Raw genomic sequence first — 18,638 nt, 5'->3', positions numbered from 1 at the left:
TTAATGAAAAAAATATTATCAAATCTTGCATGGCAAATCTTAATAGCATTAATTCTAGGCGTGGCTGTAGGTGCTTATCTGTACGAACTTTCTGATTCAAACCATCCTTTGCATTCTGATTACCAATTTTTAATCGTTAATGTCTTTCAACCAGCTGGGGATATTTTTATTAGCTTAATAAAAATGATTGTATTGCCAATTATTCTTAGTACTTTAACGTTAGGTATAGCAGGCATTGGTGGTTCAAAACGTTTAGGAATGCTTGGTTTTAAAACTATTCTTTATTTTGAAATTATTACTACTATTGCTATTTTGTTAGGTCTTTTTTGGGGAAATTTCTTTGCACCTGGCGCGGGAATTGATTCTTCAACGTTAGCCTCAGCAGATATGAGTAAATATACTAAAGCAGCTGAAGAACTTAGCGGTAAACCACATGGTTTAATTGTTATGATTTTAGACATGATTCCGGCTAATATCTTTAAAGCAATGTCTGATGGTGCAGTTTTACCTGTTATCTTCTTCTGTGTCTTTTTTGGCTTAGGCTTAATGTCTTTACCTGATAAACAGCGTGATCCATTTTTATTCTTATTAAAAGTGGTATCAGATACAATGTTTAAAGTAACTAATATGATTATGCGTTACGCACCTATTGGGGTATTTGCATTAATCACGGTAACCGTTGCCAAATATGGATTTGCCTCATTACTGCCATTGCTGAAATTGATTTTAACTGTCTATTCAGCAATGATCATATTTACCTTGGTCATATTAGGTTTAGTTTGTAAAATGTGCCGATTTAATATTTTTACCTTATTAAAAATATTAAAAGAAGAACTCGTTATTGCGTTTTCAACAGCAAGCTCTGAAACAGCTTTGCCTAAGATTATTGAAAAAATGGAAGCTTATGGTGCACCGAAAGCAATTACTAGTTTTGTTATCCCTACTGGATATTCATTTAATCTTGATGGTTCAACACTATATCAAAGTATAACTGTAATTTTTCTCGCGCAATTATATGGTATGGATTTAAGCATTCTAGATCAAGTTATCATCGTTATAACATTGATGATAGCGTCAAAAGGGATTGCTGGTGTACCGGGTGCTTCAATTTTGGTACTTTCTGCGACTTTGGGCAGTGTTGGTATACCGCTTGATTATATCGGCTATATCATGGGAGTTGAGCGTATATTAGACATGGGACGCACCGTGGTTAATGTGGTTGGTAATGCCTTAGCGGCTATTGTTATTGCTCGCTGGGAACATGTATTTGATGATAAAAAAGCCCAAGCATATGAACAGCAATATTTAAAATAAAAAATAGTTTTATAACTTTCCAAAAAGCTTCAGGATAAAAACTGGAGCTTTTTTTATAATTGAATTTAAGTGGTAAATGCTTATCTTCATTAATATTCTGTTTATGTGATAGTTTGTAACAATCAATATTTTTTAATTATCCATGTAGATAATAGAAGAATACATATGGACTATTAATAAAAGTTTAATTTAATAATGATAGGTAATCGATAAACATAAAAAAACCCAGCTCTTGCTGGGTTTTTGATATTTATCTAAAACTATTTGATTTTAGCTTCTTTATAGATAACATGCTGACGAACAACAGGATCGTATTTTTTGATCTCCATTTTTTCAGGCATGGTTCTTTTGTTTTTGCTAGTGGTATAAAAATGACCTGTACCAGCAGAAGAAACTAATCTAATTTTTTCGCGTACACCTTTTGCCATGATAGGGTTTCCTTATTAGTACTTTTCACCACGGGCACGAAGTTCAGCTAAAACTGCATCAATACCCTTTTTATCGATAGTACGCATACCTTTAGCTGATACACGTAATTTTACAAAACGTTTTTCACTCTCAACCCAAAAACGGTGAGTTTGAAGATTTGGTAGAAAACGACGTTTAGTAGCATTCATCGCATGAGAACGATTATTCCCTACTAAAGGTTTTTTTCCTGTTACTTGGCATACTCGTGACATGTCAATAATTCTCCAAAATTTCTATGCTTAAGCCTTGGGCGTAATATGTTAATGGAATTAACCTCGTCAGGCTTTTAGTTTGCTGCAGCTCTATTTGAGAAGCAGTTTCACCTCTCACACTACACCCACAATAATGAGGTAGCGAAGTATACGCTTTTATCGGCAAATTCTCAAGTATTATCTTGTTTAAGAAAAAAATAAGTTTAAATTTAACTGAGTTAAATAAAATACAAATATTGTGTTAATGGAAAATTCTCCTATACTGTCTTTTGTATAACTAAGTAAAGAGAGTTTGATCACATGAATCTTAAACAACTAAAATATTTCCAAGTGCTTGCTAAAACTCAACATTACACATTAACATCAGAATATTTTTCAATCAGTCAGCCAAGCCTTAGTCATTCTATATCAGAACTGGAAAAAGAGGTTGGGATTAAATTATTTCAAAAAAGAGGCCGAAATGTTGAACTAACAAAAGAAGGAAAACAATATCTTACTTATGTAGAACAAGCATTAACGGCATTATCAGAAGGCGAACAGTTTGTTAAAGAATTAACCAGTGTTTCACATGGTCATATTGGACTTGCTTTTATCTATTCTATTAGTTCCAATTATATTCCAAAAATTATCAAGGCGTTTTTAGCTCAACCTGAGAATAAAGATATTACTTTCTCTTTTTATGAAGGAATGTCACAAAATATCATTGAAGGATTAAGAGACAAAAAATACGAGATAGCTATCTGTTCACGTTTACAAGATGAACCAGATGTTCATTTTCAAAAGTTAACTAAACAAGAATTAGTTTTTATTATCTCTAATGATCATCCTTTATCTAAGCGTAAAAAACTTGATTTAAAAGACTTAATTCACGAACCCCTTATTTTATTTACAGAACGAAGTGGGATGAAAAGTGTGATCGATGACATGTTAAATAAAACGGGCATCAAGCCGAACATAGCTTGTCATGTTGAAACAGAAAGCGCCATGATGGGATTAGTATCGATTAATTATGGTATCGGTATTATGCCGAGAGTACATATACCTGAAGAGTTCAATGTAACATTAGTACCAATGAGCAAAAATTATCAAAAAAGAGATATATTTATTGCGACAATGGAAAATAGACCGTTATTACCGGCAGCGCAGAAGTTTTATCATTTCTTAATTGAACACAGTGATGATGCGATTTTTGGTCGATAAATTTTATCAACTAGCATGAATTTATCATAGGGGATTTGGCATATCAGAATAATGATAAGGTTTGTGATGTGATAAACCTTATCAATGATCAATTTTCATCAAAAAATATAAAAAAGTTTATTATCGATGAATTTTCTAAACAATTTAACATTGCTTTTACTCATCAAATTTAAATTCTATATATTAAACAAATTGTTATAAAACAAATCATTAAGGGTATCTATAATTTTAGAAAAAATGATTTAATTTTATAATAAATATGCTTTAATACAATGAATGACAGAATTTATTTATTCGGTTTAATTTTCTAACTTTCAAGGAGATTACATGAGCCAGTTCACGCCTTATAGTATTTACGGTATTATCGGTTATCCTTTAGGACATAGTTTGAGTCCACTAATTCATACCACATCATTTCAAGATTATGGCATTCCAGCGGTTTTGGTTCCATTTTCAACACCACCAGAAGATATTCCTACTCTTTTTAAATCTGTAAGATTATTAAATATTCGCGGATTGTGTGTCACAATTCCACATAAGCAAGCTATTATTCCTTATTTAGATGAAGTGACTGAACATGTCAAAAAAGCAGGTGCTGCAAATTTGGTTTATTGGGATGGTGATAAGCTTTGTGGTGATAACACAGATATTGTTGGTTTTATGCAACCTCTTCAAGAAAAGCAGCTACCGCCACACTACAAAAAAGTGCTATTACTTGGCGCAGGCGGTGCAGCTCGAGCTGCGGTAGTTGGCTTACATGATCTAGGTTATACCGATATTACTGTAACGGATATTGTAACAGATTTGCCGTCAGAGCTTGCCAAAGAATTTAATTTAAAAACGGTTGCTTGGGAAGACCGTGATAAAGTTGAAGCACAAATTATTATCAATTCTACGCCATTAGGTATGAAAGGTAAATTGGAAGATCAGACACCTTATGAATATTCTTGGTTCAAAGGAAAAGGTATTGCATATGACATTGTGTATACTCCATATCATACTCGTTTTAGACAAGAAGCTGAAAAAGCGGGATGGGAATCAATTTCGGGACGAGAAATGTTTATCGGTCAAGCGAATGCCCAATTCAAAATTTGGACAGGAAAAGATTTATCTGACCGGGCAAAACAAGCTGTTATAGATGCTTTAGCTGAAAAATAAGTATTTAGTAAAAATTCAATACATTGAACCATTTTGCATCATTAAATGTGTTTGATAAACGATTTATACAATTTGCTGAAAAATTCTAATTTTCGATTTTAATTGGTTTTTATTCTATTGTATAAATTTAGTCTGTTATTAGAAGGAGTAATTATGACTAACCTAGAATTGCAAGCTTATCGCCGTTTTCTTATGCTAAAAGTGCCAGAAGCAAGCGAATATATTGGTAAAACTGATGCGAAAACTTGGCACGATTGGGAAAAAGGCATAGAGCCTGTACCGGAATTTGTGGCTAATGCAATGAAAGCGCTAAAAAAACTTCGTACTGATAAAGTAAATATTATCATCAATAGTATTAATGATAGAGTAGGAAGTAATACTATTCGTTATTTCATGACATTTGAAGAATTTAAAAAGGTAAACCCAGATCTTGATGTCATACAGTGGCGCTTACATCAATCAATTGCAACGGAACTCTATTTTCGTGGTTTAGAAAAACTTTGTTAGTAGATTATAGATGATAATATAAATTTATAAAGTGAACAGAATAAAGGGTGTAAATTTTTATTTACAAAAAATTGATAAAAAATTAAATTAAATTTATAAAAATCAATGCCGTTTGTTTTGATAAACAATATGTAAAAAAATTGTTGCAAAAGCTGAAGTGAATCACTAGCATAGTGATATATTTTTCAATCTGTAAATATGAAAGGATCCAATATGAATAAGACAATTTTTTTAGTTGGTGCAAGAGCAGCAGGTAAAACAACTATAGGAAAAATGCTTGCAAATAAGCTGTCATTTTCTTTCGTTGATACAGATTGCCATTTACTGGAAACTACCCAAAAAACCGTTGCAGAAATCGTCGAAAAAGAAGGTTGGGAAGGATTCAGAGCAAGAGAGAGTCAAGTCCTGATTGATACGACCAAATCGTCACGTGTTATCGCAACTGGAGGTGGGATGGTATTAGCTGAACATAATCGTGACTTCATGAAACAAAATGGAACAGTGATCTTTTTATCTGCTCCTGCGGCAACATTAGCCGCACGCTTAATGAAAGATCCTAATGTTGCCCAAAGACCATCCTTAACAGGCTTATCCATCGTTGATGAAATGGAAAAAGTATTAGCAGATAGATTACCTTTATATCATGATGCAGCACATCATGTAATCAATGTTGATCAAGATGAAAGTCAAATTCTTAGTGAAATTCTTCAAATTTTGCAGAATTAATATACTATTTTCTTCCTTTCTTCCAAAGTGCCACATTCAATGTGGCATTTTTTATAAAAAAAAAGAATAAATTCTTAAAATACTATAGAATAAATTTATTTTTTGGTTCGTATATTAATCAATACTATATTTTTCTATTTATGAATTTATTAGAATCTATAAATAAATGTGACCAACATTAAAGTTTAGCAATAAAATTATACTTATCTCTTTTAGATTCAGATTGATGATTGTATATTGAAAGCAATTATAGTTTTATATTTTTAATTTTTAGCTATGGAGTACTACCAATGGATAATCGAAAGGTCAATTCTTATGGGATTGTCAGCTCTATTTACGCAAATTACATTATACAAAGTATTGCTTTAATCGTAATCATGCAATTTTCAAATGATCTTTCAAAACAACTCAATACCGATATTGTTGAACTTGGCTATGTTGCTTCTGGTATTGGGATAGGAAAAATATCTTTGATGCTAGCTGGTGGAATCTTGTCAGATATATTTGGTCGTAAACTTTTTATCTATTTAGGAATGGCATGTTATGTAATCTTTTTTGTAGGTATGACGTTTTGCACTGACATTCATATCGCCTTTTGTCTCGCTATTGCTATTGGGGCTGGAAACTCATGTTTAGATACTGGCTCTATGCCTACATTAACTGAGTGTTTTCCTCGATCAGCAGGTTCTGCTAGTGTATTGATTAAAGCGTTCATTTCAATTGGAACATTAATATTACCTTTTATCGTTACTTTTTTTGGTGAATATCATATCTGGTATGGTTGGGCATTTCTTTCTTTTGCTGCATTTTTGATAATCAATGGAATATTGCTTGCACCAACCCAATTTCCTTCTAAAAAAATTGCTATTACGGGGTGTGAAGGAAGTGATAATTATTTTAAAGATACCCCAAAATTTGCTATTGAAGGTGTGCTATTAATTATCATGGGGTTTACCACCACAGCAACATTTTTGGTCATTTCACAATGGTTGCCAACCATAGCGGTTCAAGGTGTGAATATGGATGAATTTGAAGCTAACCAGTTGATTAGCTATTATAGCGGAGCATCAATTATTTCTGTGTTTGTTACTGCATTTATAGTCAAATATTTTTTAAAGCCAATAGATTGCATCATTATTCTTCCTGCTCTATCCGCTCTTGTGCTCATTCTTTTCTATTTCAATATATCTTCGGAGATGTGTTTTTTTGTTGCTATTGGAATGGGGTTTACTGCTGCAGGTGGCGTACTTCAACTAACGTTAGTTGTCATGCAACAATTATTTCCAACCCATAAAGGTATTGCCGTTGGTTGTATGTATACTTTTAGCGGATTCTCTTTTACTGTTATTCCATTGATAGTGCCTAAATTAGCGAAAATTGATGTACGTTATGCCATTTTAACCGATTTTGTTATTGCGCTGACTAGTGTGGTATTAGCGCTGATTGTCTATTTCCGTTTTAACAAAGTGATAGATATGAAAAAAATTTAAAACTCAATGTTATTTACATGATGAGTAAAATTTAATTTAGTGTTTTGAAAATTAATTTATACAGGAAATAATAAATGAAAAATAGATATTTAGGCACTTCGATCTGTTTATATATAAACTACTTTGTGCATGGAATGGGGGCAATAATACTTGGTTTGAATATTGATTATTTAGCTGCTCAGTTTAATCCTGACATTGCTTACTTATTTCATATTGCGCAAGATGCACTTACTCCTGAACAAACTGACTTAATAGGTAAGGCAAAAAAGAGTGTTTATGATGTCATGATGGGCTTAGGCGTGGGGCGCTTGTTAGTCCTATTTGTTATGGGAACGTTATCCGATAAGTATGGGCGAAAACCTTTCATTGCGTTAGGCGGATTATTTTATATTGGTTTTTTAGTTGGTATTTTGGTTAGCCCAAGTTTTGAAATTGCCTTTATGTTTGCAGTGTTAGGCGGTATAGCTAATTCAACACTTGATGCCGGTACTTATCCAGCATTAATGGAAGCTTTTCCAAAATCGCCTGGCTCTGCATCGATATTAACTAAAGCAGCGATTGCCGCAGGTCAATCGGTACTACCTATCATTATGGGTATTATTATGGCGAGTGAAGGATATTACGGTTGGTCATTTATCTTATGTTGTATTATTCTCGCATTAAATGCATTAGTTGTACTGAAAATGCCATTCCCAAATCATAAAATCACACCAGAACAAGAAGAAAAAGATTTACAAACGATTACTGAAGAAGCGCCAACTTTAAAACATAAATCAAATTTTTGGATTGAAGGTATCTGTTTTATTGTGATTGGTTTTACCTCTACCGCAACATTTTATTTGGTTTCTTCATGTTTAAAGGATTTCTCTCAAACTGTCGCTGGCATGGATGCAGCAGGAGCGGTTAAGGCATTCTCTTCGTATGGTCTAGGTACCCTTGCTAGTGTCTTTTTAACTTCAATATTAGTCAAAAGTTTAATTAAACCTGTATATATTGTGGTTGTCTATCCGCTGTTATCTATGTTAATGCTTATCGGATTGTATCTCAATCCAACACCAACAATGTGTATTGTCGGAGGATTTGTGCTTGGTTTCACAGCTGCAGGCGGTGTATTACAACTTGCATTAACGACCATGGCTGAATTTTTTCCATCAGGAAAGGGTAAAGTATTGGGCATTTTCTTCACTTCATCGAGCGTTGCAACGACAGTCATTCCCTTTTTAATTGGCTGGATATCTACAAATTTTGGTTTAAGATATATCATGTTAAGTGATGCAATCATTGCAGGTTTAGGTACATTACTAGCGGTTGTCGTATTAATGCGCTATCGCATGATCTTTAATATTAATAAATAAACGATTTAATAAAAATTTAAGGGATGTTGATATTAATTATGACAAAAAACGATGAATAAATAATACTCGTTTTTTAGTGCATTACTTAAAATTATTCTTAGTTTAAAAAGCATACAATAATGGTGTGCTTTTTTTATACGTTGATTTTGTTTGTTGTTACCACTTTTAATAAAATTTTGATAAACAACACACTGTTGAATACAGGTTTTTCTTTTGGTACTTAACTTGTGATTTTATCTTGTCAAAATTTTATCAAATATTGCTTGCTTATTGTTCGCAAATAAATAAAAATACAAAAAATATGAATAAATATTCAATTTGGGTGATTGCGAAAATGAAAGAGCGAACAACCGAGTTAGTTGAAGGATTAAGACATTCTGTACCTTATATCAATGCTCATCATGGAAAAACTTTTGTTATCCTATTAACAGGTGCTGTGCTAAAAAGTAATAACTATTCAAGTATTATTAGTGATATTGGATTACTGTATAGTCTTGGAATCAAATTGGTTATTGTCAATGGAGCACGCAATCAAATTGATGAATCACTTAAAAATCACAATATTGAGCCGAAATACCACAAAAACACCCGAATTACAGATGCCGTTACTTTGGATATTATTAAGCAAGTAACAGGCATGTTACAACTGAATATTACTGCCAGTTTATCAATGAGTTTAAATAATACCCCATTACAAGGTGCTCATATTAATGTTGTCAGCGGTAATTTTGTTATTGCTCAACCCTTAGGAATAGATGAGGGAATTGATTATTGCCATACGGGTAAAATTCGTCGTATTAACAATGAGGCAATTGATGAGCAACTCAATCGTGGTTCAATTGTGCTATTAGGGCCGGTTGGTGTATCGGTGACTGGAGAAAGCTTTAATTTAGCTTCAGAAGATGTTGCTGCCGAAGTGGCGATTCGAGTCAAAGCTGAAAAGTTAATCAGCTTTTGTGCTGAGCAGGGTGTACTTGATGAACAAGGTAAAGTTATTACTGACCTTTTCCCAATCGATGCTGACAACTATGTCAATCGTAAACAGCAATTAGGTAAATATCTATCCAGTGAAGCTCGCTTTTTGAAAGCCGCTTCAAAAGCCTGTCGAAATGGCGTTAGGCGTAGTCATTTAGTTAGCTATCTAATTGATGGTGCTATTTTACAAGAACTATTTTCACGTGATGGTATTGGTACCCAAGTTGCTAAAGAGCATTCTGAACAAATTCGCTTAGCGACCATTAACGATATTGGTGGTATTTTAGAATTGATTCGTCCGTTAGAAGAACAAGGTATTTTAGTTAAGCGTTCACGAGAGCAGTTGGAAATGGAAATTGATAAATTCACGATTATTGAGCGTGACAATATGACTATCGGTTGTGCAGCGCTTTATCCTTATCAGGAAGAAAAAATGGGTGAAATGGCGTGTGTTGCCATTCATCCTGATTATCGCAATTCATCCAGAGGTGATTTGTTGATTAGCACGGTTGCAAGTAGAGCACAAAATTTAGGACTTAATAAAATCTTTGTGTTAACAACGCGTAGTATTCATTGGTTTAGAGAAAAGGGATTTAACCCAGCTGAAGTTGATGATTTACCGATTAAAAAAAAGCAACTTTATAATTATCAACGTAACTCCAAAATTTTAATGCTTGATATTATATAAATTCTTTTCTTAAAATCAGGATGATAGTATTAGTAAGTAGCGTTGTGTAAAATTTGCTTGGTGAAAGACTTTTTAAGATAGAAGCCACGTGGACGTGTTAAAATAGTTTGACCATTTTCTCCTACCGCTTCGGTTAAAGCTTTACCGTTTGCTGCTTTAGGTCTTATTTGTAAATATGTGCCATAATGTGCTGTAATTTTTTCAACATGACCTAATGCAATCATATCCATCAGTTCTTGCCAATCTTGTTTGAGTTGCTGTTCTTGTTCTTTTGAGGGTATCCATAAAATAGGACTGCCAACTTTACGATTGGCAAGTGGGATAGATCTTTCCCCTTCGATTGGGATCCAAAGTACTTTAGATAATTTATATTTCACATGGCTTGTTTCCCAAATCACACCATGATTTGCCATTAATGGTGCTACACTGACAAAGGTCGTTTCTAATGGTTTACCATGCATATCAATTGGAATTGTTTTTAGTTCGATGCCCAAATTACTAAAATCTCGTTCAGCTTTACTACCGGCATTGGCTCCCAAAAACGTTTCAATAAGATTGCCAACCCATCCTTTTTGTTTAGTCAAATTGTCAGGAATTGGCATGCCTAAATATTGAGCAATTTCACCAAATGTATATCCAGCAACAAGTTTTGCTCGATCTAATAACTCTTGTTCGTTGCTTGGAAAAAATATTGCCATTTATAAACGCTATCATCTAATAATTATGCCTACCTAAAATGATAAAGGATTAGCTTAATTTTTCAACCCATACTGCGTAAGCTTGAATAATTGATGAAAGAAATTCTCGGGTTTTTTCTGAAATATTGCCATTCCCATCGAAAGCGGCACTGATACCACCAATATAAGCTTCAGGCTGTTGTAAGGTTGGCATATCTAGAAAAACTAGTGACTGACGTAGTTGATGATTAGCACCAAAACCGCCAATTGCACCTTGTGATACCGAAATCACTGCGGCTGGTTTTTTTGCCCAGACATTTTTACCATAAGGACGTGAGCCGACATCAATTGCATTTTTGATCACAGCAGGCAAACCTCGGTTATATTCAGGTGTGACAAAAATCACGCCTTGGCAATCCGCTATTTCGTTGCGAAATAAAGTGTAAGATGCTGGTGGGGTATCGGTATCAATATCTTCATTATAAAAGGGAAGATCGCCAATTTCGATTAAATATAAGGAAAGTGAAGAAGGGGCAATTTCTTTAAGGATTTTGGCTACTTTTAAATTATATGAACCTTTACGTAAACTACCAACGAGTACTGCAATTTTTTTACTCATTTTGGGTCCCCTTAAATTGAAAATAAAGAGACACCATTAGTGTCTCTTATTTAAAATAATTACAGATCATTACGGTGTTTTAATGTCCTGATGAATCCAATTTACGTCCTGTTTCAAATAGGAACCAAGCTCGTCTTTCTGATTGGTCAATCCATTCTTCAATTAAGCTTGCTGTTGCTGAATCATTATATTTATCACAAATATCATGAGCAACACGCATTCGTTCTGTTAATCTAATATTATCTTGACAAAGTTCAGCAAGCATATCAGACGGCTCAACAAAATCTGCATTATTGTCAGAAATACTTTGTAATTTAGAGATGTGACTAATTGAACGTAACGTTGTTCCACCCAATTTACGTACACGTTCAGCAATCGGATCAGTCATTGCAAATAGTTGATCTCCATGATCGTCTAACATTAAATGGTAATCACGAAAATGTGGACCACTGACATGCCAATGGAAGTTTTTAGTTTTTAAATACAAAGCAAAGACATCTGCTAATACAGAATTCATTGCTCCAGAGATATCTTTAGACGCTTTTTGACCTAAATCAGTTGGAAATAAAATTGCAGATTGTTGTAGTCTTTTTGCAGTAGCTGTACTTTTGGCAGATAACGGTTTTTTTGTAGTCGTTTTTTTGGAAGTAGTACTTTTAGCCATCTAATATTCTCCTATAGGTGAATTGTAAAAATTGCTTAACTTTCCTATACCAAATTACGCCAAGTCTTAACTAAAGTCCAATCAAAATGAGCTATTTTTAACTATTACTGCTATTTCAGCAGTCTATGATTCTTATTTTTATTCTAAATAAAGCATCATTTGAAATAAATTCTTTCACAATAAAAGAATTTATTTCAAATTGTGACATAGTTAAAAGTTTTGTGTTTTTGAAATTGATACTCTTTGTTTGAAGTTTAATTAATGAGGAGAAATTATGATTGATACAATTTCATATGGAGCCGAATGGTTTATCGGCTTATTTCAAGAAGGTGGAAAAGTGTTTGTCGGTATGGTTACGGGAATATTACCACTGTTAATTTCACTGTTAGTGGTTATGAATGCCGTAATCAAATTCATTGGGCAAGACCGTATTGAGCGCTTAGCGCAAGCTTGTGCAGGCAATCCTATTTCACGATATTTATTGTTACCTTTAATAGGCACATTTGTTTTTTGTAATCCGATGACGCTTAGCCTAGGGCGTTTTATGCCCGAGTTTTATAAACCTAGTTATTATGCGGCATCTTCTTACAGCTGCCATTCAATGAATGGGTTATTTCCTCATGTTAATCCCGGTGAACTTTTTGTTTATTTAGGTATCGCGGCCGGGTTAACAACCTTAAACCTTCCTTTAGGACCATTGGCTGTAAGTTATTTTTTAGTTGGCTTATTCACCAACTTTTTTAGAGGTTGGATTACTGATTTTTGTACTGCTATTTTTGAAAGAAAAATGGGCATTAAATTAGATCGAAAGGTACATCTATAACTAAAAGGAATAAACAAGGAAATGAACATGATGAAATTTATTCGAATTGAAAAAGGTGAAGCCGGTTGGGGTGGACCTTTAGAGCTGCCAATTATAGTGGGTAAAAAAATTGTCTACATTGCAGCAGGTACCCGACCAGCAATTGTTGATACTTTAGAAAAATTAACGGGTTGGCAAGCTATAGATGGTTTTAAAGAAGGGGAACCGCCTAAGGATGAAATTGGGGTTGCTGTCATTGATTGTGGTGGCACATTAAGATGTGGTATCTATCCTAAAAATAGAGTGCCTACGATTAATATTCATGCGACAGGTAAATCAGGGCCGCTTGCCCAATATATTTTGGAAGATATTTATGTCTCAGCCGTAAAATCCAATAATATTAGTGTGATTGAAAAAGAGATAGATAGTGACATCCAGAAAGCATCTGTTACAAACAATTCACATCAAAAAGTGCACACAAATAATTTTAAAGAGTATGACAGTAGTAAAAAAATTACCGAACAAAGCGATGGTTTATTAGCAAAAATCGGTATCGGTATGGGATCAGGTGTTGCCGTATTCTTTCAAGCTGGTCGAGATACGATTGAAACTGTACTTAAAACTATTTTACCGTTTATGGCATTTGTATCGGCCTTAATTGGTATTATTATTGCCTCAGGATTAGGTGATTTAATAGCTCATGGCTTAGTTCCATTAGCTGATAATCCATTTGGTCTGGTTATTTTAGCGCTTATTTGTTCTTTTCCATTACTTTCGCCATTTTTAGGACCCGGTGCGGTTATTGCACAAGTCATCGGGACGTTAGTTGGTGTTCAAATTGGTCTTGGTAATATTCCGCCACACTTAGCTTTACCTGCTTTGTTTGCCATTAATGCTCAAGCTGCTTGTGATTTCATTCCTGTCGGTTTGTCTCTTGCCGAAGCGAAACAAGATACCGTGCGTGTTGGGGTTCCCGCTGTTTTAGTCAGTCGTTTCTTAACTGGCGCGCCAACGGTTTTAATTGCGTGGGCAGTATCGTTATTTATTTATCAATAAGCAAACGAATAGAGAAGGTCAATGATGTCAAAAGTTATCTACCATTCAAAAGTTAAACAAATTGGTGACTTTGCCAAAGAAGCGTTGGCAGATGGCATGCTAATCCTGTTTAAAGAAGGTGCACCGTCTGATTTAGCCGATTATTGCTTTATACATAGTCATAACGAGTTAAGGCAGAATCTTGAAATAGGGCAATGCATTCAATTAGGCAAGCACACTTATCGTATAACTTCGGTTGGGGAAGTCGCCACAACCAATTTTAAAGAGTTAGGTCATGTCACATTAAGATTTGATGGGAATCGTGAAGCTGAATTACCGGGGTCAGTGCATGTTACTGGTGAAATACCTAATCAACTTAATATCGATGATGAAATTATAATTTTAACTATTTAAGGAACAGAAAATGAAACAAGTAGCAGTCATTATAGGTGGTGGACAAACCTTAGGGGCTTTTTTATCTGAAGGTATTGCTGATGCTGGGTATAAAATTGCCGTTGCAGATTTAAATATTGATAATGCAAATAAAGTTGCTGAAGTAATAAATAAAAAACATGGGGTAGGAACAGCAAAAGGTTTTGGGGTCGATGCAACAAATGAGGAGAGCGTGCGACAGCTAGCTCAAGAAGTTGATAACACATTTAAACGAATTGATTTAATGGTTTACAGTGCCGGTGTTGCTAAAGCTGCGCCCATTACTCATTTTGTATTGAAAGACTTTCAATTATCCGTCAATGTTAATCTTACTGGTTATTTTTTATGTGCACGTGAATTTGCTAATTTAATGATTAAATATAAAACTGCTGGTCGAATTATACAAATTAACTCTAAATCGGGCAAAGTCGGTAGCAAACACAATTCAGGGTATAGCGCCGCAAAATTTGGTGGCGTTGGATTAACGCAATCTTTAGCACTCGATCTTGCTGACTACGGAATTACGGTTAATTCATTGATGCTGGGTAACTTATTAAAATCGCCAATGTTTCAATCCTTGATTCCACAATATGCTAAAAAACTTGGTATACCAGAAAACCAAGTTGAACAAGTTTATATTGATAAAGTGCCACTCAAACGAGGTTGTGATTATCAAGATGTGCTTAACGTATTGTTATTTTATGCAAGCGATAAAGCATCATATTGTACAGGACAATCAATTAATATTACGGGTGGACAAGTTATGTTTTAACTCAATTTGGTGCGAAGGTATAGCGATGCCTTTCGCACATCTCTTTTCTGGTCTGGTTAAAAGGAGAGAATAATGGATACGACATCAACGTTAGCCTTATTGGCTCTAATTGCTTGGAGTATACAGATAATACTTGGCTGGTTTCAAATTCGTCGTTTTAATCGAGCATTTTTATCGATGAAGAAAGGCACTTACTTAGGTGTTGGTCGTAGCCAAACTCAACGTTTTAAACCGAAAGTTTTAATCGCGCTATCATTAGATCACGATAAAAAAGTGATTGATTCAGTATGGATGAAAGGAGTGACCGTTTTTGCATTGCCAAAACCAATACCACAATTATTGGGACTAAATATTACCGATATTATGCCTGAAACCATTTTCCCCAATGATTTTGCGTCACAAAGCGCCTTGATTCTTGCATTAAAAGCAAATAAATAATCCCTATCTTTTATTTTGAAAAGTATTTTCTTTCATGATGAAGTATAATATTTTATACAATAAATTAATTCTGTTATTAAACAGTAATAATGGACTCCAATCATGAAAGTAAGGCAACGACAAACTGCAATCTTAGAATATCTGCAAAAAAATGGGCAAGTGAGTGTTGATGAGCTAGCTACCCATTTTCAAACGACGGGTACCACTATTCGAAAAGATCTTACTCAACTCTATGAAAGTGGGCTTGTACTACGGACTTATGGTGGTGCGATGTTAAATCGCGAAATTGGTGACCGTGCGATTGATCACAAAACTTATATTAATACGGCACAAAAAAAAGCAATAGCACAGGAAGCGGCAACACTTATTCATGACGGGGATTCTGTTATTTTTGATGCAGGAAGTACCGTTGCACAAATGATTCCTATGCTAGCTCAATTCAATAATTTAACTATCATGACCAACAGTTTACATATGGTGAATGAGCTCGTTGCTAATGATAATGACCAAAATATTATATTAACAGGTGGCACATTTCGTCGTAAATCCGCTTCGTTTCATAGTAATAATGCTTCCGCTATTGCAGCATTTGAATCCTATTCATTTGATAAACTGTTTATGGGTGCTGATGGCGTGGATTTGGTTGGTGGGGTAACCACTTTTAATGAAAGTTATCACGGTAGTGTGGCAATGAGTAAAGCTGCTGCCAAACTGATTTTATTAGCGGATTCTTCAAAGTTTGGACGACGAAGCCCAAATGTTGTTTGTGATTTAGATGCAGTGGATACTATCATCACTGATGATCATTTAGATGATAAATATTATGATGCTTTGATACAACGGGGTATCAATGTTATTAAAGTTAAAGTAGTTGATAAATAGATTAATACTAAAGTTTGATTGAATGTGGAATTAAATTTCTGGAGTATTTGGCTTCTTACGTAATCTCAATATATATTGAGATACGTTAGAAACCAAAACCCATGATCAATAACCCTTTAATTGATAATTTTCTTTAGTTAAAATAGTAATCTTGCTCTGATAGTCCCTGCGACATTTTTGAGTTTAATTAATAACTCTTCAGCTTTACTTTGTTCAACCCTATCGATATCAATAACTACATAGCCAATTTTAGGATCCGTTTGTAGGTATTGAGCCGAAATATTTAAACCTTGTTCTGCAAACAAAGTATTGATTGCGGTTAATACACCGGGTTGATTATGGTGGATATTGATAAATCGACTCGATCCTTTAGCCGGAATAGGTAAAGAAGCTTCAGGGAAATTAACAGCTGACAGGGTCGCACCTGTGTCGGAATATTTAGCCAATTTAGTCGCCACTTCGATACCAATGTTTTCTTGAGCTTCGCTGGTAGAACCACCAATATGCGGAGTGATAATGACATTATCGAATTCACATAATGGCGATTCAAATGGATCATTATTACTTGCTGGTTCGGTCGGAAATACATCAATGGCGGCACCACTAATTTTATTGGCTTTTAAAGCATCAGTTAATGCATCAAGATCGATAACTTTACCGCGTGATGCATTAATTAATATCGCACCTGATTTCATTTGATTGATCTCATTTTTGCTGATCATTCTGATTGTGGTTGGGTTTTCAGGGACATGCATACTGACAATGTCACTCATTGCGAGTAATTCATTCATGCTTGCTACCTGTTTTGCATTGCCTAAAGGTAATTTTGTTTCAATATCATAAAAATAGACATTCATTCCCAATGATTCAGCCAATATACTTAATTGGCTACCTATGTGACCATAGCCAATAATACCTAGATTTTTACCTCTAGCTTCATGAGATCCCGTCGCTATTTTATTCCATTTACCTTGATGAGCTTGAGCATTGGCTTCTGGTACTCGTCGAAGTAATAATATGGCTTCGGCTAAAACAAGCTCAGCAACAGATCGGGTATTCGAAAATGGAGCGTTAAAAACAGGAATACCTTTAACAGTTGCAGCATCGAGATCAACTTGATTCGTGCCTATACAAAAACAACCAATACCGGCTAATTTAGGTGCTGAATTAATAATATCTTCGGTTAAATGAGTTCTTGAGCGAATTCCTATGAAGCGGACATCTTTTAAGGCTGTTTTAAGTTCGGTAGGGGATAAGGCGCTTTTAAGATATTCTATATTTGTAAAACCTGCGGATTTGAGTACCTCAATGGCACTAGGGTGAACACCTTCAAGTAATAAAAACTTATTTTCATCTTTAGTTAAAGCCTGAACAACCATCTTTTCCTCTCTTTCCATATACTACATCAATGCGTAAAACTTTAATAATAACACTCAATTTAATTTGAACAACGGTTTAATGTTAACTCTTTGACACCTGAACTTGAACCGACTAATGCAATGTTTGCACCTCGGTTAGCAAACAAACCAACTGTGACGACACCTGGAATATTATTAATACAATTTTCTAATTCAATTGGGTTTGTGATGACTAAATCATGAATGTCTAAAATAACATTGCCATTATCAGTCACCACGCCCTGACGATAAACGGGTTTTCCACCCAGTTTAAATAACTCACGTGCAACGTATGATCTAGCCATTGGAATGACTTCAATGGGTAAAGGAAATTTACCTAATACATTGACAACTTTTGATTCATCAACAATACAAATAAACTGTTTAGCCAATGCTGAAACAATTTTTTCGCGCGTGAGTGCAGCTCCTCCACCTTTTATCATCTGCATCTGATAATTAATTTCATCTGCGCCATCAACATAAACATCCAAACTATCGACTTCATTACAATCAAGTACGGGGATACCATAGCTGAGTAGTTTTTGGGTGGAAGCTTCTGAACTTGAAACCGTTCCTTTAATTTGACCTTTAATCGTTGCTAAAGCATCAATAAAATGTGCGGCTGTTGACCCTGTTCCAACTCCAACTAATGAGTTGGGTTTTACAAACTTTAAAGCAGACCAGCCGACCGCTTTTTTTAATTCATCTTGCGTCATAATATCACCGTAGTTTTAAATAATTTTTATTCAAAAAAATAAAATTTTGAAAGCAAAATTACTGAAGATATGGCATAGTAACCGTTTGGAAAGCAAAAATCATTAGTATTT

General features: G+C 34.5%; 21 protein-coding genes. 14 read left to right on the top strand and 7 right to left on the bottom strand.

Features of this window, described 5'->3' with window-relative positions; all coding sequences use genetic code 11:
• Nucleotides 1-3: 3 nt before the first annotated feature.
• The gene (gene gltP / locus J3U36_RS10700) at nucleotides 4-1,314 is read left to right on the top strand and encodes a glutamate/aspartate:proton symporter GltP (RefSeq protein WP_267380283.1); all 1,311 of its coding nucleotides are present in this window, start codon (nucleotides 4-6) and stop codon (nucleotides 1,312-1,314) included.
• A gap of 260 nt (nucleotides 1,315-1,574) precedes the next feature.
• On the opposite strand, the gene rpmG is transcribed toward gltP, so the two are convergent.
• Both rpmG and rpmB read right to left on the bottom strand, forming a co-directional pair.
• Complete coding sequence (rpmG, locus tag J3U36_RS10695; protein ID WP_025314526.1) at nucleotides 1,575-1,742, bottom strand: 50S ribosomal protein L33; 168 nt, start codon at nucleotides 1,740-1,742, stop codon at nucleotides 1,575-1,577.
• 15 nt (nucleotides 1,743-1,757) lie between these two features.
• Nucleotides 1,758-1,994 (bottom strand): 50S ribosomal protein L28, encoded by a 237-nt coding sequence (rpmB, locus tag J3U36_RS10690; protein WP_220215954.1) that lies wholly within the window; start codon nucleotides 1,992-1,994, stop codon nucleotides 1,758-1,760.
• A gap of 300 nt (nucleotides 1,995-2,294) precedes the next feature.
• On the opposite strand from rpmB, the gene J3U36_RS10685 reads away from it, so the two are divergent.
• The 7 genes from J3U36_RS10685 (at nucleotide 2,295) to argA (ending at nucleotide 10,093) form a co-directional block, all read left to right on the top strand.
• On the top strand, nucleotides 2,295-3,194 hold the full coding sequence (locus J3U36_RS10685; RefSeq protein WP_220215953.1) for a LysR family transcriptional regulator: 900 nt from the start codon (nucleotides 2,295-2,297) through the stop codon (nucleotides 3,192-3,194).
• A gap of 327 nt (nucleotides 3,195-3,521) precedes the next feature.
• Nucleotides 3,522-4,352 carry a shikimate dehydrogenase gene (gene aroE / locus J3U36_RS10680; protein ID WP_267350145.1) on the top strand — a complete coding sequence of 277 codons (831 nt, stop codon included), beginning with the start codon at nucleotides 3,522-3,524 and terminating at the stop codon, nucleotides 4,350-4,352.
• Between the two features lie 153 nt (nucleotides 4,353-4,505).
• On the top strand, nucleotides 4,506-4,859 hold the full coding sequence (locus J3U36_RS10675; protein ID WP_267350143.1) for a DUF1870 family protein: 354 nt from the start codon (nucleotides 4,506-4,508) through the stop codon (nucleotides 4,857-4,859).
• Nucleotides 4,860-5,072: 213 nt separating this feature from the next.
• Entirely contained in the window at nucleotides 5,073-5,585 is a 513-nt protein-coding gene (aroL, locus tag J3U36_RS10670) for a shikimate kinase AroL (RefSeq protein ID WP_267350141.1), read from the top strand.
• A 290-nt stretch (nucleotides 5,586-5,875) separates the two neighbouring features.
• Nucleotides 5,876-7,075, top strand: coding sequence for an MFS transporter (locus tag J3U36_RS10665; protein WP_267380272.1), 1,200 nt, complete (start codon nucleotides 5,876-5,878; stop codon nucleotides 7,073-7,075).
• Nucleotides 7,076-7,149: 74 nt separating this feature from the next.
• Complete coding sequence (locus tag J3U36_RS10660; protein ID WP_267380270.1) at nucleotides 7,150-8,430, top strand: MFS transporter; 1,281 nt, start codon at nucleotides 7,150-7,152, stop codon at nucleotides 8,428-8,430.
• Between the two features lie 334 nt (nucleotides 8,431-8,764).
• Complete coding sequence (gene argA, locus J3U36_RS10655) at nucleotides 8,765-10,093, top strand: amino-acid N-acetyltransferase (RefSeq protein WP_267380269.1); 1,329 nt, start codon at nucleotides 8,765-8,767, stop codon at nucleotides 10,091-10,093.
• 29 nt (nucleotides 10,094-10,122) lie between these two features.
• Here argA and mutH read toward each other — a convergent pair whose 3' ends face one another.
• From mutH to J3U36_RS10640, 3 genes are all read right to left on the bottom strand, one after another.
• The gene (gene mutH / locus J3U36_RS10650; protein WP_267380267.1) at nucleotides 10,123-10,791 is read right to left on the bottom strand and encodes a DNA mismatch repair endonuclease MutH; all 669 of its coding nucleotides are present in this window, start codon (nucleotides 10,789-10,791) and stop codon (nucleotides 10,123-10,125) included.
• Between the two features lie 49 nt (nucleotides 10,792-10,840).
• Nucleotides 10,841-11,389 carry an NADPH-dependent FMN reductase gene (locus tag J3U36_RS10645; RefSeq protein WP_267380265.1) on the bottom strand — a complete coding sequence of 183 codons (549 nt, stop codon included), beginning with the start codon at nucleotides 11,387-11,389 and terminating at the stop codon, nucleotides 10,841-10,843.
• 79 nt (nucleotides 11,390-11,468) lie between these two features.
• Nucleotides 11,469-12,053: a Dps family protein gene (locus J3U36_RS10640; RefSeq protein WP_065558418.1), complete on the bottom strand. Its 585-nt coding sequence runs from the start codon at nucleotides 12,051-12,053 to the stop codon at nucleotides 11,469-11,471.
• 274 nt (nucleotides 12,054-12,327) lie between these two features.
• Between J3U36_RS10640 and srlA the strand changes: the two genes are divergently transcribed.
• From srlA to srlR, 6 genes are all read left to right on the top strand, one after another.
• Nucleotides 12,328-12,876 (top strand): glucitol/sorbitol-specific PTS transporter subunit IIC, encoded by a 549-nt coding sequence (gene srlA / locus J3U36_RS10635; RefSeq protein ID WP_267380263.1) that lies wholly within the window; start codon nucleotides 12,328-12,330, stop codon nucleotides 12,874-12,876.
• Nucleotides 12,877-12,903: 27 nt separating this feature from the next.
• Nucleotides 12,904-13,911: a PTS glucitol/sorbitol transporter subunit IIB gene (locus J3U36_RS10630; RefSeq protein ID WP_324101231.1), complete on the top strand. Its 1,008-nt coding sequence runs from the start codon at nucleotides 12,904-12,906 to the stop codon at nucleotides 13,909-13,911.
• Between the two features lie 24 nt (nucleotides 13,912-13,935).
• Nucleotides 13,936-14,304: a PTS glucitol/sorbitol transporter subunit IIA gene (gene srlB, locus J3U36_RS10625; protein ID WP_267380262.1), complete on the top strand. Its 369-nt coding sequence runs from the start codon at nucleotides 13,936-13,938 to the stop codon at nucleotides 14,302-14,304.
• A 10-nt stretch (nucleotides 14,305-14,314) separates the two neighbouring features.
• A complete protein-coding gene (srlD, locus tag J3U36_RS10620) occupies nucleotides 14,315-15,094 on the top strand; it encodes a sorbitol-6-phosphate dehydrogenase (protein WP_267380260.1) in 780 nt (259 codons plus the stop codon).
• Nucleotides 15,095-15,166: 72 nt separating this feature from the next.
• Nucleotides 15,167-15,532, top strand: coding sequence for a transcriptional regulator GutM (locus J3U36_RS10615; protein WP_267380258.1), 366 nt, complete (start codon nucleotides 15,167-15,169; stop codon nucleotides 15,530-15,532).
• A 102-nt stretch (nucleotides 15,533-15,634) separates the two neighbouring features.
• The gene (gene srlR / locus J3U36_RS10610; RefSeq protein ID WP_267350121.1) at nucleotides 15,635-16,414 is read left to right on the top strand and encodes a glucitol operon DNA-binding transcriptional repressor SrlR; all 780 of its coding nucleotides are present in this window, start codon (nucleotides 15,635-15,637) and stop codon (nucleotides 16,412-16,414) included.
• A 137-nt stretch (nucleotides 16,415-16,551) separates the two neighbouring features.
• Here srlR and serA read toward each other — a convergent pair whose 3' ends face one another.
• Together serA and rpiA are read right to left on the bottom strand one after the other, a co-directional pair.
• Nucleotides 16,552-17,793 carry a phosphoglycerate dehydrogenase gene (gene serA, locus J3U36_RS10605; protein WP_267380257.1) on the bottom strand — a complete coding sequence of 414 codons (1,242 nt, stop codon included), beginning with the start codon at nucleotides 17,791-17,793 and terminating at the stop codon, nucleotides 16,552-16,554.
• Between the two features lie 59 nt (nucleotides 17,794-17,852).
• A complete protein-coding gene (gene rpiA, locus J3U36_RS10600) occupies nucleotides 17,853-18,527 on the bottom strand; it encodes a ribose-5-phosphate isomerase RpiA (protein ID WP_267380256.1) in 675 nt (224 codons plus the stop codon).
• Nucleotides 18,528-18,638 lie beyond the last annotated feature (111 nt).

This window comes from Gilliamella sp. B3817 (assembly GCF_026536705.1).
Lineage (GTDB): Bacteria > Pseudomonadota > Gammaproteobacteria > Enterobacterales > Orbaceae > Gilliamella > Gilliamella apicola_I.
Note: the sequence above shows the minus strand (reverse complement) of the source record. Positions and strands in the feature narration are given on the sequence as shown.